The 13,598-nt window shown below is 70.2% G+C and carries 15 protein-coding genes; 7 read left to right on the top strand and 8 right to left on the bottom strand.

Annotation, left to right across the window (positions count from 1 at the left end):
* Positions 1-231 precede the first annotated feature (231 nt).
* Positions 232-573, bottom strand: a complete 342-nt coding sequence (locus tag ACFC09_RS20385) for a hypothetical protein (RefSeq protein WP_376530080.1) — start codon at positions 571-573, stop codon at positions 232-234.
* Positions 574-700: 127 nt separating this feature from the next.
* Here ACFC09_RS20385 and ACFC09_RS20380 point away from each other — a divergent pair, with 127 nt between their 5' ends.
* Complete coding sequence (locus tag ACFC09_RS20380; RefSeq protein ID WP_376530077.1) at positions 701-1,531, top strand: M55 family metallopeptidase; 831 nt, start codon at positions 701-703, stop codon at positions 1,529-1,531.
* Positions 1,532-1,605: 74 nt separating this feature from the next.
* Here ACFC09_RS20380 and ACFC09_RS20375 read toward each other — a convergent pair whose 3' ends face one another.
* A complete protein-coding gene (locus ACFC09_RS20375) occupies positions 1,606-2,661 on the bottom strand; it encodes a cytochrome P450 (protein WP_376530075.1) in 1,056 nt (351 codons plus the stop codon).
* A gap of 117 nt (positions 2,662-2,778) precedes the next feature.
* Positions 2,779-2,859 carry a tryptorubin family RiPP precursor gene (locus ACFC09_RS20370; protein ID WP_359070958.1) on the bottom strand — a complete coding sequence of 27 codons (81 nt, stop codon included), beginning with the start codon at positions 2,857-2,859 and terminating at the stop codon, positions 2,779-2,781.
* A gap of 438 nt (positions 2,860-3,297) precedes the next feature.
* Here ACFC09_RS20370 and ACFC09_RS20365 point away from each other — a divergent pair, with 438 nt between their 5' ends.
* Positions 3,298-3,486 (top strand): hypothetical protein, encoded by a 189-nt coding sequence (locus ACFC09_RS20365; protein ID WP_376530073.1) that lies wholly within the window; start codon positions 3,298-3,300, stop codon positions 3,484-3,486.
* A 178-nt stretch (positions 3,487-3,664) separates the two neighbouring features.
* Here ACFC09_RS20365 and ACFC09_RS20360 read toward each other — a convergent pair whose 3' ends face one another.
* The 5 genes from ACFC09_RS20360 to ACFC09_RS20340 form a co-directional block, all read right to left on the bottom strand.
* Positions 3,665-4,528, bottom strand: coding sequence for a M23 family metallopeptidase (locus tag ACFC09_RS20360; RefSeq protein WP_376530071.1), 864 nt, complete (start codon positions 4,526-4,528; stop codon positions 3,665-3,667).
* Between the two features lie 291 nt (positions 4,529-4,819).
* On the bottom strand, positions 4,820-5,548 hold the full coding sequence (locus ACFC09_RS20355) for an SDR family oxidoreductase (protein WP_376530069.1): 729 nt from the start codon (positions 5,546-5,548) through the stop codon (positions 4,820-4,822).
* A gap of 99 nt (positions 5,549-5,647) precedes the next feature.
* On the bottom strand, positions 5,648-6,316 hold the full coding sequence (locus ACFC09_RS20350) for a nitroreductase (protein WP_376530067.1): 669 nt from the start codon (positions 6,314-6,316) through the stop codon (positions 5,648-5,650).
* A 344-nt stretch (positions 6,317-6,660) separates the two neighbouring features.
* Positions 6,661-7,146 (bottom strand): MarR family winged helix-turn-helix transcriptional regulator, encoded by a 486-nt coding sequence (locus tag ACFC09_RS20345; protein WP_376530065.1) that lies wholly within the window; start codon positions 7,144-7,146, stop codon positions 6,661-6,663.
* 346 nt (positions 7,147-7,492) lie between these two features.
* Positions 7,493-8,128 carry a hypothetical protein gene (locus tag ACFC09_RS20340; protein ID WP_376530063.1) on the bottom strand — a complete coding sequence of 212 codons (636 nt, stop codon included), beginning with the start codon at positions 8,126-8,128 and terminating at the stop codon, positions 7,493-7,495.
* Positions 8,129-8,612: 484 nt separating this feature from the next.
* Between ACFC09_RS20340 and hemL the strand changes: the two genes are divergently transcribed.
* The 5 genes from hemL to ACFC09_RS20315 all read left to right on the top strand — a co-directional run bounded on the left by hemL (position 8,613) and on the right by ACFC09_RS20315 (position 13,595).
* Positions 8,613-9,944 (top strand): glutamate-1-semialdehyde 2,1-aminomutase, encoded by a 1,332-nt coding sequence (gene hemL / locus ACFC09_RS20335; protein ID WP_376530061.1) that lies wholly within the window; start codon positions 8,613-8,615, stop codon positions 9,942-9,944.
* The gene (locus ACFC09_RS20330) at positions 9,941-10,624 is read left to right on the top strand and encodes a histidine phosphatase family protein (RefSeq protein ID WP_376530059.1); all 684 of its coding nucleotides are present in this window, start codon (positions 9,941-9,943) and stop codon (positions 10,622-10,624) included. Before hemL ends, ACFC09_RS20330 begins: the two co-directional genes overlap by 4 nt.
* A 228-nt stretch (positions 10,625-10,852) precedes the next feature.
* Complete coding sequence (locus ACFC09_RS20325; RefSeq protein WP_376530057.1) at positions 10,853-12,163, top strand: hypothetical protein; 1,311 nt, start codon at positions 10,853-10,855, stop codon at positions 12,161-12,163.
* A gap of 66 nt (positions 12,164-12,229) precedes the next feature.
* Positions 12,230-12,820 carry a TlpA family protein disulfide reductase gene (locus ACFC09_RS20320; RefSeq protein ID WP_376530055.1) on the top strand — a complete coding sequence of 197 codons (591 nt, stop codon included), beginning with the start codon at positions 12,230-12,232 and terminating at the stop codon, positions 12,818-12,820.
* Position 12,821: 1 nt separating this feature from the next.
* Entirely contained in the window at positions 12,822-13,595 is a 774-nt protein-coding gene (locus tag ACFC09_RS20315) for a cytochrome c biogenesis CcdA family protein (RefSeq protein WP_376530053.1), read from the top strand.
* Positions 13,596-13,598 lie beyond the last annotated feature (3 nt).

Raw genomic sequence — 13,598 nt, 5'->3', positions numbered from 1 at the left:
ACGGACGGAGAGGGGCAAGGAGAATCGCCCGCCCGTGCCCTGGCCCACTGGCCCGACTCTCTGTGACCCGCCTCGCCGTTCGCTGTGCCCGCTGCCCGCTGCCCGCTGCCCGCTGCCCGCTGCCCGCTGCCCGCTGCCCGCTGCCCACCGCGCTCCGCCCGCCGGCCCGGCTCGCCGCCCGCCGGCCCGGCTCGCCGCCCGCCGGCCCGGCTCACCCCACTCCGGCCCGGCTCACCGCTCCGTGGCCCGGCCCGCCGCTCTCCGCTCCGCCCCGGCGGTCTCCGTGCCACTCCGGGTCGACGCCAGGTGCCAGGCCAGATTGCCCACCGCCGCCCCGGCCGCCACCACGGCGACGATCACACCGCCGGTGGCGAGCCCGTCGCTGAACAGATGCGGCCGTCGGTCGAGGCTGTGCAGCCCGAATCCGCACAGCTCGTACACCCCCACGGCGGCGATGGCGAGGCTTACGACGAGTACGGCGATGGTGGGCGCGAGGCCGCCGACCCCCGCTCGCGCGCCCGACTGCGGGCGCCGTGCCTGCTGTGCGTCGGTACCCGCGTTCGTGCCCTGCATGATGCCCCCGAAGAAGGAGTCGTACGGCCCTGGACAGCTGGGAACCTACATCACGTAGGGTCGGAGGGGCCTAAGCTCGCTCGCCGTGCGGATTCAGTAGATCTATAGATCTATAAGCTCGGGCTCCGTGCGTATCTATTTGAGCGTGGACATGGAAGGCATCACCGGGCTCGTCGACGCCGACGACGTGCAGCCCGGCGGCCGGGACTACGAGCGGGGCCGGTCGATGATGGCCCAGGACGTCAACGCGGCCGTACGGGGCGCCCTCGCGGCCGGTGCCACCGACATCCTCGTCAACGACGCCCACGGCCCCATGCGCAACCTGTACCCCGAGGCCCTGCACCCGGCGGCCCGCCTGATCCGGGGCAGGCCGAAGCAGATGGTCATGCTGGAGGGGCTCACCGCCGACCACGACGCGGTCGTCTGCGTCGGCTACCACTCGCGGGCCGGGGCGCTCGGCGTGCTGAGCCACAGCTTCATGGGCCACGAGATCGAGGACATCTGGCTGGACGGCCGCCCGGTGGGCGAGATCGGCCTGGCCCAGGCCACCGCGGCGGCCCTCGGCGTCCCGGTGGCCGTGCTCACCGGCGACGACGCGGCCTGCGCGGAGGCCACGGCGTGGGACGACCGGATCGCCACGGTGCCGGTGAAGTACGCCCGTGACCGCTTCGCGGCGGAACTGCGCCCCGAGGCGGAGGCCCGGCAGGCGATCGAGGACACGGTCGCCGCGGCCCTGTCGCCCGCCCCGAAGCGGCCGTCCGCCGCTCCGTCCGACGCCACCCTCACGGTCCGCTGGCAGTCGTCCTCGGTGGCCGCCACCCTGACGGGCCTCCCCGGAGTCACCGCCACCGACAGCCGCACGGTCCGGGCCGAGGGCCGACTGCCCGCGCTGTACCGCCAGTTCGGGGTCTGGATGCGGGTGGCGGCGTCCCTGACCCAGCAGCCGCCGTACTGCTGAGTCCCGCGGCCGGCCGACCACGGGGTCTCAGCCGTACGCCGGCCGGGCCGGCGGAGTCGGACAGCGGGAGACGTTCACCGCACGCGGGCCGCCTTCGTCAGGCGCACCTCCTCGACACCCAGCAGACCGAGGAGCGGCACCTTGCCGACGCGCTGGTCCGGGTCGACCACCAGTCCGGAGCCGCGGATCAGGTCCAGGAGGAGTTCGGCCAGCGGCATGACCATGTGCCGTCCCCAGCACCGCTCGGAGGAGTGGCCGAACGGCAGGTAGCCCGGCGCGGTGTCGGGATCGAGTTCGTTCCAGCGCTCCGGACGGAAGGCGTCCGGGTCGTCCCACAGAGCCGGATCACGGTGGGAGAGCAGCGGCAGCAGGAGGACGTCGTCCTTCTCGCCGATCCGGCCGTCGACGGCCGGATACTCGGGGGAGGCGTTGCGCAGGATGTTCCAGGAGGGCGGCAGCAGCCGCAGGGACTCGTGGATCAGGTTCCGGTTCGGCGTGTCGTCGGCGAAGGGCGCACCGAGCCAGAGCGCGTTGGCCACGAGGGTGGAGACGGTGAAGCAGACCGGTGCGGCTGCCCTGCGGTAGACGCCCATCGCGTACCGGCGTTCCTGGTAACCCGTCGCCCGCGCCGCCCGGTTCGCGAGTCCGGTGAGGTCGTCGCCCGGCCGGGGCCAGCCGGGAAGCGCGGCGCCGAGCGCGATGACCGACCAGGTCAGTTTGGGGGTCAGTTCGAGGGTGCGGCTCATCAGCATGCGCAACCGGTACGGGTCCCGGCCGAGGATGAGGTCGCGCAGGAACAGGTGCCCGGTCAGCGGCCAGGGCCCGGACAGGTCGACGTCTTTCGGCAGCGTCCCCTTGAGCGCGTCGCGTACGTCGTTGCCGATGGTCCGGGTCACTGTCGACGCCTCGGTGCGTGAGATCGAGCGCCCGTGCAGTGGCTTGAACGTGGGCCGTTCGGTCTCCGTGGCACGGCGCGCGGCGAGAATCCGGTCGGCGACCTCGTGCCCCGCGATGCCGATGGTGTCGGGTTCCAGACGGAAGACGTCCTGGCCCACGTGGTCGTCGATGAGGGCGGCCAGTCGCGGAGAGAACACGGTGGTGCGTGCGCGCGGCGGCGTTGACGTGGTCATGGATGCTCCGGAAGGGGTCGCGGACGGCACGCCGTCGTCCGGCCGGACCGCGGAACAGCGGATACGGTACGGCCGGACAACGATGTCAACTCGGCAGTACGGCCGAGAGGTCGGGCGTCAGTACCAGAGGTACCAGGCGTTCGCCTTCAGGCTCTTGCTTGCCGCGACCTTGTTGCGGATGGCGAAGAGAAGCTTCATCACTGCACCTCCTGTCGGAGTGGGCGAGTGGCGCGTGACGGTCCCGGACGGGCCGGTGAAGATCACACACCGGTGGCCCGGTGAGACTGCCCAAGTCCGGCAGACGGCTAATCCAGGAACATTTAAAAGGTTGGTATGCGATCACTTTCAGACAGCCTGGGGCCTGGATCGCTCGCTCTGACGCGGTCGCCTTCTTCGGTTCGGCACGGTTCCGATCACCCTGTGCGATCCGCAAGTTGGCCGAAAATCGTGCAGGGGGGCGCCGTCCACCCTCGAACAGGCGACACAGGCGACACAGGCGACACAGGCGGCACAGGCGGCTCGGCCTCGCAGGCCACTGGTGACGCAGGCGACCCGACCCGGGAGTGTGGGCCACCCTGCGAACGAGCAGCATGTGAGCCCGCGATCGATGTCGTATGCGCCTTCGCGCCACAGGAGTTGGGCGCCTACATCAAGTCCTTCGGTGACGGCCCGCTCGTCATCGACACGCTGGTCGGCGACCTCCAGCGGGTGATCGAGTACCCGAAACCCGGCTTCGCGATCGAGCAGGACGTGCCGGGGGAGGTGCACGACGCCTACGAGCGGCTCGTGCGGGCCGGGTTCGACAGCCACCTGGTCGCCGACTGACGGTGCGTCGGTGTCGCGGCTCGCCCCGCGACGAGGGCCCGTTCCGCGACGAGGGCCCGTTCCGCGGCGGGAGCCCGGCGCACCACGGGAGCCCGGCGCGCGGCGGTGTCCGTTCACCCCGTCAGCTCCCCTATCAGAGCGCCGACTTCCGTATCCGCGCCTCCGTTCCCGTATCAGCTCAGCGCGTCGGCTCCCCTGCCGGCCGTACGGGCGCGGGCACGAAGCACGTCCCGTCCCCGGGGACGCCGGTGCGGGTCTCGCCGTCGTCGTCGACGTACCGCCACTCGAAGGGCACGCCCCGCGCGGTCACCGGATCGGGGCCGTCCATGAGCTGGAAGTGGAGGTGCGGTTCCGAGGAGTTGCCGGAGTTGCCGCAGTCGGCCAACCGCTGCCCGGCCGACACCCGGTCGCCCACGGAGACACGCAGCGAGCCGCGTCTGAGGTGCGCGAAGCAGGCGTACACCCCGTCCCCGAGGTCGAGGACGAGGTGATTGCCGAAGAGGTGCCCCCGCCGCCCCAGAGTCCGTACGAAGCCCTCCACGCCCAGGTAGGCGAAGCCCGGCAGCGAGGTGCGGGTGAGGTGGTCCCGGTGTCCGCCGACGGCCGCCACGACCCGCCCGTCCCCGGGGGCCGGCACGGGCCGGCCGAAGGCCGGGTAACGCTCCGGTCGGCGGACCGGCGGCCAGACCGCCGCGAACTCGGGTGCCACTGCGGGTGTTTCGGACTCCCCGCCCGACGCGCGAGGACGATGGATCAGATCGATGGCGTAGGTCTGCGCATGGCTGTGGGTGTGGCTGGGGATCTTGGTGGCGGGTCCGTTGGCCGCCTCCCAGCGCCCGGCGACCGGCACCCCGACCCGGACCGGCACCCGCCCCGGCGGCGGCCGTTGGGCCCGCACCAGCACCCACCGCATCACCATGCCGACCAGGAGCAGCGCGACCCCGGCCCACCACAGCGGCCCGAGTCCCTGCCCGTTGACCACGACCAGGACCGCCCCGACCACGAAGACGGGCCCGTGGGCCCGGCACAGGGACGTGAACAAATCGGCACACCTCACCGGCGTCAATAAATCAGCACACCCCACCGGCGTCGGAACCGAATCCGTCACCCTTGTGTCGTCGAGACGGCGCGCGGTGCGGCGGGGCCGCCCCGCCGCACCGCGCGTCAGGGCCGTTCCCCGTAGTAAGGCTGACGCTCCCGCTACAGGCAACCGGTGGCTGGAATCCTGCCTTTCACGCAGCGAGGGGAGAGGGGCAGGGCACAGATCTGGTCACCCGGCGGGCGCGACGAAGAGACCGCCGGGCTGGGACCGGGCGCGCAGAAGGCGCCGGGGTCAGGAGAGCCAGTCGGCGTAGCGAGTGGTAGCCAGGCGGGCGTTCTTGTCGGTGAGGACGTCGCCCTTGACCATGGCGAACATGCCGGCGCTGGGGTCGGTGACGACGGTGCGGCGGTCGCCCTTGTGGGCCAGGGTGATCCGGCCCAGCTCGTCCAGGGTGAAGATCTCGGGGCCGGCGATGTTGCGGATGCCGTTCAGCGGGGCGCCCGCGGCGACCTCCGCCACCGCGGCGGATACGTCCTTGGCGGCGATCGGCTGGATCGGCGTGGCGGGCAGCCGGACGGTGCCGCTGTCGGCAGTCCAGGACAGGACGGCGTCCATGAACTCCATGAACTGCGTCGCCCGGACGATCGAGTAGGGGATCGACCCGGCCGCGAGGAGGTTCTCCTGGAGTGTCTTGGCCCGGTAGTAGTCCAGCTCCGGCACCTGGTCCGTACCCACGATCGAGAGGATGACGACGTGGCCGACGCCGTTCTTGCGGGCCGCGGCCAGAAGGTGGTCCATCGAGGTCTGGAAGAAGGCCGGGGAGGCGTCGTCGAAGGTCGGGGAGTTCGTCAGGTTGACGACCACGTCGGCGCCCGCCACCGCCTCGTCCAGTCCCTGGCCGCCGATGACGTCGACGCCGGTGGACTTCGAGTGCGGTACCGCCTCGTGCCCGGCGGCGGTCAGGTTCTTGACGACCTGCGACCCGATCAGTCCGGTGCCGCCTATGACTGCGATCTTCACGGGACATGCCTTTCGTGAGGTGATGTACGGAATATGGCATACGAACGGTTACGTGGGTGGGACAAGAAACGGTCCCTTGGCCGCCTGCGGAGGGGGGCGTCACAGACAGTCGGCGAATGTGACCGTCTCGTCGAGCGGCGCCCGGCCTATGCGGGTGTCGCCTGCGGTGACGTCCTCGAACCCGATCGACATGCCGCAGAAGAGGATGAGCTCGTCCGGGGGTGACAGGACCTTTGCGACGGTCCTGTGAAACTTCGCCCAGGCCATCTGCGGACAGCTGTGCAGCCCTTCGGCGCGCAGCAACAGCATGACGGTCTGTAGATACATTCCGACGTCCGCCCATTGGGCCGGGCCCATGCCGCGGTCGATGTAGCAGAACAGGGCGGCGGGTGCGCCGAAACAGTCCCAGTTCGCGGCGGCGGCTCTCTGACGCGCCTGCAGGTCCTCGCGCGGGATGCCGAGTGCGCCGTAGCGCTGCTCGCCGAAGGCGGATCGGCGCTCGCGATAGGGAGATTTCAGTACGGGTGGGTACATCTCGTACTCCGGCTCGTCCCAGGGATCACCTGAGGTCAGGCGCTCGCCGGTGCGCTTCTTGATCTCGGCCAGTGGCGCACCGGTCACCACATAGGTGTGCCACGGCTGGATGTTCGATCCGGACGGCGCCCAGGCCGCGGCGGACAGGGCGCGCTCCAGTGCCTCCCTCGGGACGGGGCGGTCGGTGAACGCGCGCACCGCTCGCCGGCTCGTGACCGCCTGGTAGGCATCCATGATCGCCTGCCTCCATCCGCTCGACGGGTTCGCTTCGCCATTCAATAGTATTACACGATATGGTATCGTGTAATACCGAGTGGGCTGCCGGCCGTCTCTGCCGACTCTCAGTCCTTGGCTCCACTTACTGGCGCTGTGCCTTGCGGGAAATGGCGGACGCCCGGCGGTGCCGGTGCCCTCGTGGTTCCGGGGCGGGGCGGGGCGGGGCGGCCCGGTGCGGCGGGCGGCCGGGTGTGCGGCCGGTCGGCGCGGCTCGCGGCAAGGCGGCGCTGACGCCGGGCGCGAGGGCGACGCGCGCTCACCCCGGGTGCCCCGACGAAACGGGCGCGCCTGCGCCTCGTCGCCTACGCCTCGTCGTCCGCGGGGTGGGCGAGCCGGGTCAGCAGATCCGTCAACTGCTCGCGCTCGCCGTGCCCCAGCTCGGCAGTCAGACTCGCGGCCAGTGGTTCCGCCGCCACGTGGGCGGCGTCGAACAACTCCAGTCCCTGTGGCGTGATTTCCACGGCCCGGACCCGGCGGTCACCCGGAACGGCCTTGCGTACGGCGAGACCCTTGCGCTCAAGGTCGTCCACGATGCGCATGATCCCGGCCTTGTCCGTTCCCGTCGCCGCCGTCAGATCCCGCTGCGCCGTGGGTCCGTGATTGACCAGCTCGATGAGTACCGCGAAATGCCGCAGCTCGATGCCGAGTGGCCGGAGCGCCTCTCCCATCACCGCGGCCGCACGCCAGTGCGCCCGGCGCAGCAGCAGGCCGAGGGCGAAGGGCGAGGGATCCCCGGGGCGGTCGGTCGTGTGCGGGGTGGTGGTGCGGTGGGGAACGTCGGTAGCCATGACGCCAAACTACTTCATTCAATACGGTATCGTTTGAAACTAAGTGTTGCGGTTCGCGGATCTCGGGTTCGCCACCGCGTCCGGTACCAGGGACTCGCCACGGCCATTCGCCGCCCACTGCACCGCACTGGGCCCGACGGCCGTGCTCCGCTGCGAGGCGACGGTCTGTACTCCGCATCTCCGAGCACCTCGGCCGACATGAGTCGCGGTCCGCAACCGGCTCTCATCCAGCCCTCAACCTGCCTTGGGCGGCCCCCCGTTGGCCGGGCCCTGGCCGCTGCCGACCACCGTCGGACACTGGCCGGGGCGGAGCCCGAAGCCCCACCCGATCCGCAGGAAACTCGACTCAGGGCCACACCAGGCAATACGGCTGATGCCCCGCCTCGTGCAGCCGATGGCTGAAGTCCTGCCATTCGTGGAGGAGTTGGTACACGTTGAACGCGTCCCGTGGGCCGCCGCGGTCCGGGACCGTGGACCAGATGAACGCCGCCGCGCCCACCGATTCCTCGCCGATGCCGCGGAGCGGGTCGACGACCGTCATCGGCAGCCTGACGACCGCGTAGTCGGGGTGCAGGACGACGAGTTCGAGCGGCGGCACCTTGTGCAGGGGCACGCCCTCGATGCCGGTCAGCACCATCGCGGCCATCGTCTCCGGCTTGATCTTGGTGAACATGCCGTTCATGCCCAGCTCGTCGCCGCCGAGTTCCTCGGGGCGCATCGAGATCGGGACGCGGGCCGCGGTCGCGCCGTCCGGCGCGCCGAAGTATTTGTACGTCACCCCCACCCGACCACCATTTCTGCTCGCCGCCCGAAGGCGGTCCACCCGGGGGTCGGCCCGCCGGTCGCTCCGCTCTGGCTCTCCCGGTACACCCTGTGGCGGACGTGCTTCGGTCTCCTCCGCGTCGCGCCGGTGCCTTCCCCGCCGGGCGCGTCGAGGACCCAGGTCATCGGTCCCCTCGCCCAGTCCGCCACCGCGATGCATATCTCCACCCGACTGCTTTTCTAGGACGCGTGGCGCCCGCCGCGCAACCCGATCATCGTGTCAGTGACCTCCCCCACGGCCGCCCGCCGAAACGTGCGGTGAAACACCAGTCCGCAAGATCTTCACGGCCCCCGGTCACCGTGTGCCGTGCGAGCTGTGCCGAGCTGCGTCGAGCTGTGTGTCCCTCTGTGTGTGTCAGGCCCGTCCGGGCCCCAGTCTCGCAGATCGCGGATGATCGACAACGTGTTTGCCGGTGTGATGACGGCGTCGGCCTACCCTGAGGAGGTCACCGCGCAAACCGGAGCCCGAGAAGCTCCGATTTACGTCGAGTGGCGCCAGATGGCTCCATGCAACTCCAATAAATCCGGTAACTCCAAGTAACTCCAAAGTAGCTTCAAGTAACTCCAAGTAACTAACTTCAAGCAACTCCGAGAAATACTGAGAAATTCGGAGAAGGTCCGAGAGGTCGGAGAAGTCGCAGGTCATGAGTGAATCGTCCCCTTCAGGTGTGCCCTACCCGCGGGAAGCGCCCGTCTCCCAGGCACTGTTCGACCGCGCGTCCGCCGTCACGCCGGGCGGCGTGAACTCGCCGGTGCGTGCCTTCCGCGCCGTGGGCGGCACTCCCCGGTTCATGGTGTCGGGCTCCGGTCCGTATCTGACCGACGCCGACGGGCGGGAGTACGTCGACCTCGTGTGTTCCTGGGGCCCGATGATCCTCGGGCACTCGCACCCCGAGGTGATCGCCGCCGTCCACGAGGCCGTCGCGCGTGGTACGTCCTTCGGTACGCCGGGTGAGGGCGAGGTGGTCCTCGCCGAGGAGATCGTCGCCCGGGTCGAGCCCGTCGAGCAGGTGCGGCTGGTGTCCAGCGGGACCGAGGCGACCATGTCCGCCATCCGGCTGGCGCGCGGGTTCACCCGCCGGGCCAAGGTGATCAAGTTCGCCGGCTGCTACCACGGGCACGTCGACTCGCTGCTGGCCGCCGCCGGGTCCGGGGTCGCCACCTTCGCGCTGCCCGACACCCCGGGCGTCACCGGTGCCCAGGCCGGCGACACCATCGTCCTGCCGTACAACGACCTGGAGGCCGTGCAGGAGGCGTTCCACCGGTACCCGGGTGAGATCGCCTGCGTGATCACGGAGGCGTCGCCCGGCAACATGGGGGTCGTGCCGCCCGCGCCCGGGTTCAACCAGGGACTGAAGGACGCGTGCGCCAAGAACGGCGCGCTGTTCATCTCCGACGAGGTGATGACCGGTTTCCGTACCAGCAGGAGCGGCTGGTACGGGATCGACGGCGTCAGGCCGGACCTGATGACCTTCGGCAAGGTGATGGGCGGCGGGTTCCCGGCGGCCGCCTTCGGAGGCCGCGCGGACGTCATGGCCCACCTCGCCCCGGCCGGGCCGGTCTACCAGGCGGGCACGCTCTCCGGGAACCCGGTCGCCACCGCCGCCGGCGTCGCGCAGCTGCGGTTGCTGGACGACGCGGCCTACGAGACGGTCGACGGCGTCTCCGCGCAGATCCGCTCCCTCGTCACCGAGGCGCTGACCAAGGAGGGCGTCGCCCACCGGGTGCAGGCCGCCTCCAACATGTTCTCCGTGTTCTTCACCGACCGGCGGGTACGCGACTACGAGGACGCCAAACGGCAGGAATCCTTCCGCTTCACCGCCTTCTTCCACTCGATGCTCGCGAACGGCGTCTACCTGCCGCCGTCGGCCTTCGAGTGCTGGTTCGTGTCCACGGCCCACGACGAACGGGCCCTCCAGAAGATCGCCGACGCCCTTCCGGCGGCGGCCCGAGCCGCCGCGGAGGCCACCGCATGAGCACCGACAAGGACATCACGGTCGTCCACCTCATGCGGCACGGCGAGGTCGCCAACCCGGACGGGGTCCTCTACGGGCGGCTGCCCGGCTACCACCTGTCCGAACTCGGACGGCAGATGGCCGACCGGGTCGCCGAGCACCTCGCCCCGCGCGATGTGACGTACGTCGTGGCCTCCCCGCTGGAGCGGGCGCAGGAGACCGCGACCCCGATCGCCAAGACGCACGGGCTGGCCCTCGACACCGACGAGCGGCTGATCGAGGCGGAGAACCTCTTCGAGGGCAAGGCGTTCGGGGTGGGCGACGGCGCGCTGCGCAAGCCCGGCAACTGGAAGTACCTCGTGAACCCGTTCAGGCCGTCCTGGGGCGAGCCGTACGTCGACCAGGTGGTCCGGATGAAGAGCGCGCTGGACGCGGCCCGGGACCGGGCGCGCGGGCACGAGGCGGTGGTGGTCAGCCACCAGCTCCCGATCTGGATCGTGCGCTCGTACGTGGAGGGGCGGCGGCTGTGGCACGACCCGCGCAAGCGGCAGTGCACGCTCGCGTCGCTGACGACCTTCACCTACCAGGGCGACCGGATCGTCTCGGTCGGCTACACCGAGCCCGCCCGTGACCTGGTCCCGCCCCACCTCCTGGCCGGCGCCAAGCCGGTGAAGGGCAAGAGCAAGGCGTTCGGGGCCTGAGCGCCGGCCCCGGCCCACAACCGCCCGGCCCGCCGCATCCGTACCGTGATGTACGGCACTTTCGCGGGCGGCGCCGGGGCGGTCCGCCGGGCGGGACCCGGAGCGCACGGGGCCTTGCGGTGTTTCCGCAGCCTTGCTGAGAAAAGTATGAGAATAGGCGGAACCTCCCTGTACATCACGCCCTCTGACTGGATGACCACCAGCAGGACGTGATGAATCGGGGACCTCATGCGCACCTTCTCCCGCAGGGGAATGCTCGGCCTCGGCGCGGGAGCCGCGGCCGCCGCCGGGCTCGTGGGCTGCGGCACGCTCAATGCCTCACACGGTGGCGGGCACGGTTCCGGTTCCGCCGGGAACGCGGTCGGGAGCGGGAGCGGGAGCGGCACGGGACACGGCAAGGGTCAGGGCGCCACCGGAGCGCCCGCCCGGCCCATCGGCGACGGTTCCACGTCCTTCACCGGCAAGCAGCCGCACCAGCCCGCCGCGCCCGAGCCGCTGGAGCCCGGCCAGGTGCCGCCGCAGTTCGTGATCTTCTCCTGGGACGGGGCGGGCGAGGTCGGCACCGGCCTCTTCCCGCGCTTCCTCGACCTGGCCAAGGAGCACGGCGCGGCCATGACCTTCTTCCTCTCCGGGCTCTATCTGCTGCCCGAGTCGAAGAAGCGGCTCTACGACCCGCCGAACAACCCGCGCGGCGCCTCCGACATCGGCTACCTCACCGACGAGCACATCAAGGCGACACTGGCCGGCGTCCACCGCGCCTGGCTGGAGGGCCACGAGATCGGCACCCACTTCAACGGGCACTTCTGCTCCGGCCACGGCACCGTCGGCGACTGGACCCCGCAGCAGTGGCGGAGCGAGATCGAGCAGGCCAAGTCGTTCGTGAAGGAGTGGCGGACCAACAGCGGCTGGACGGATCTGCCCGCGCTGCCCTTCGACTACGACAAGGAACTCGTCGGCGGCCGTACGCCCTGCCTGCTCGGCCAGGACAACCTGCTGCCGACCGCCCGCGAACTGGGCTGGCGCTACGACGCCTCCTCGCCCGGCGGCCGACAGGTGTGGCCGCGCAAGCGGCAGGGCGTGTGGGACCTGCCGTTGCAGCAGATACCGTTCCCCGGCCACTCCTTCGAGGTCCTGTCGATGGACTACAACATGCTCGCCAACCAGTCGGTCAACTCGACCAAGGCCCCCGCCCACAATTATCCGGGCTGGCGCCGACAGGCAACAGAAGCCTACATAGCGGGATTCAAGCGGGCATACAAGACAAATCGCGCACCTTTCTTCGTGGGCAACCACTTCGAGCAGTGGAACGGCGGCATCTACATGGACGCCGTGGAGGAGTCCTTCGAGCACATCGCGCGGGAGCGGGACAAGGGCGCCGACGTCCGGCTCGTCTCCTTCCGGCAGTTCGTCGACTGGCTCGATGTGCAGCGCCCCGAAGTGCTGGACAAACTGCGCACACTGGACGTCGGGCAGGCTCCGGCCGGCGGCTGGAAAACCTTCCTCTCCGAGTCGTCCCCGAACCCCTCGAACACCGCCTGAAATGCGGGTTTCCGTCCGTGAGGGGGGTGCGCAAGATCCCCGGATCGGACATGCGAAACTTTTCACATGAGTACCCGCAGCCGCGCCGTCCTGTTCAGCGCCGTGGCCGCCGCGGCGGCCCTGACCCTGTCCGCGTGCGGCTCCGGCGGCACGTCCGGTGGTGGTGGCCACACCAACTTCATCACCGGTAACAACGGCATCGACACGGTCGCCAAGGGCTCGCGGGAGGCGGCACCCGACCTGTCCGGCAAGACGATCGACGGCCAGACGCTCGACGTCGCCGACTACAAGGGCCAGGTCGTCGTCATCAACGTCTGGGGCTCGTGGTGCGGTCCGTGCCGGGCCGAGGGGAAGTACTTCGCCCAGGTCTCCAAGGACTACGCGGGCAAGGGCGTCCAGTTCGTCGGGATCAACACGCGGGACACCAGCACCACCCCGGCGATCGCCTTCGAGAAGGACGAGGGGATCACCTATCCCAGCCTGTACGACCCGGACGGCAGGCTGATGCTCCGGTTCAAGAAGGGCACGCTGAACCCGCAGCTGATCCCCTCCACCCTCGTCCTCGACCGGGACGGCAAGATCGCCGCCCGTGCCTTGCAGGCCCTCGACGAGGAGAACCTGCTCAGGATGATCAAGCCGGTCGTCGCGGAGAAGTGACGTGAGTGCGCTCCTGACGCTCGCCGAGGAGACGGGCCGGAACCAGACGGTCTTCAGCGGGGCCCTGCTCATCGCCGTGCCGGTCGCCGTGATCGGCGGTCTCGTCTCGTTCTTCTCCCCGTGCGTCCTGCCACTCGTGCCCGGCTATCTCTCCTATGTCACCGGAGTCGCCGGCACCGACCTGGCGGAGGCCCGCCGGGGCCGGATGGTCAGCGGCGCCTCCCTGTTCGTCCTCGGCTTCACCGTCGTGTTCGTCTCCGGCGGCGCGCTGTTCGGCTTCTTCGGCTCGACCTTGCAGGAGCATCAGTCGGTCCTCTCCAAGGTGCTGGGCGGGCTCATGGTCGCCATGGGTGTGTTCTTCATGGGGCTGATGCCGTGGCTCACCCAGCGTGAGTTCCGCTTCCACCAGCGGCCGAGCACCGGACTGGTCGGCGCGCCGCTGCTCGGCGCGCTGTTCGGGATCGGCTGGACGCCCTGCATCGGCCCGACCCTCGCCTCGGTGCAGGGACTCGCCATGAACCAGGCCAGCGCGGGCCGCGGCGCGCTGCTGACGGTCGCCTACTGTGTCGGTCTGGGCGTGCCCTTCGTGCTCGCCGCCATGGCTTTCCGCAAGGCGCTCGGCGCTTTCGGCTGGGTCAAACGCCACTATGTCTGGGTGATGCGCATCGGCGGCTCGATGATGATCGTCACCGGTGTGCTCCTGCTGACGGGCGCCTGGGACCGTCTGGTGCAGGAGATGCAGACCTGGTCCAACGGCTTCACTGTGGGGATCTGATCG

The sequence above is a fragment of the Streptomyces sp. NPDC056161 genome (assembly GCF_042268025.1).
Taxonomy (GTDB): Bacteria; Actinomycetota; Actinomycetes; order Streptomycetales; family Streptomycetaceae; genus Streptomyces.
Note: the sequence above shows the minus strand (reverse complement) of the source record. Positions and strands in the feature narration are given on the sequence as shown.

Bases quoted from the DNA above. Each gene is read 5' to 3' on its own strand.
- ACFC09_RS20385 (WP_376530080.1), bottom strand. From the start codon at position 573: ATGCAGGGCACGAACGCGGGTACCGACGCACAGCAGGCACGGCGCCCG.
- ACFC09_RS20375 (WP_376530075.1), bottom strand. From the start codon at position 2,661: ATGACCACGTCAACGCCGCCGCGCGCACGCACCACCGTGTTCTCTCCG.
- ACFC09_RS20370 (WP_359070958.1), bottom strand. From the start codon at position 2,859: ATGAAGCTTCTCTTCGCCATCCGCAACAAGGTCGCGGCAAGCAAGAGC.
- ACFC09_RS20350 (WP_376530067.1), bottom strand. From the start codon at position 6,316: ATGGATGCCTACCAGGCGGTCACGAGCCGGCGAGCGGTGCGCGCGTTC.
- ACFC09_RS20345 (WP_376530065.1), bottom strand. From the start codon at position 7,146: ATGGCTACCGACGTTCCCCACCGCACCACCACCCCGCACACGACCGAC.
- ACFC09_RS20340 (WP_376530063.1), bottom strand. From the start codon at position 8,128: ATGCATCGCGGTGGCGGACTGGGCGAGGGGACCGATGACCTGGGTCCT.
- hemL (WP_376530061.1), top strand. From the start codon at position 8,613: ATGAGTGAATCGTCCCCTTCAGGTGTGCCCTACCCGCGGGAAGCGCCC.
- ACFC09_RS20330 (WP_376530059.1), top strand. From the start codon at position 9,941: ATGAGCACCGACAAGGACATCACGGTCGTCCACCTCATGCGGCACGGC.
- ACFC09_RS20325 (WP_376530057.1), top strand. From the start codon at position 10,853: ATGCGCACCTTCTCCCGCAGGGGAATGCTCGGCCTCGGCGCGGGAGCC.
- ACFC09_RS20320 (WP_376530055.1), top strand. From the start codon at position 12,230: ATGAGTACCCGCAGCCGCGCCGTCCTGTTCAGCGCCGTGGCCGCCGCG.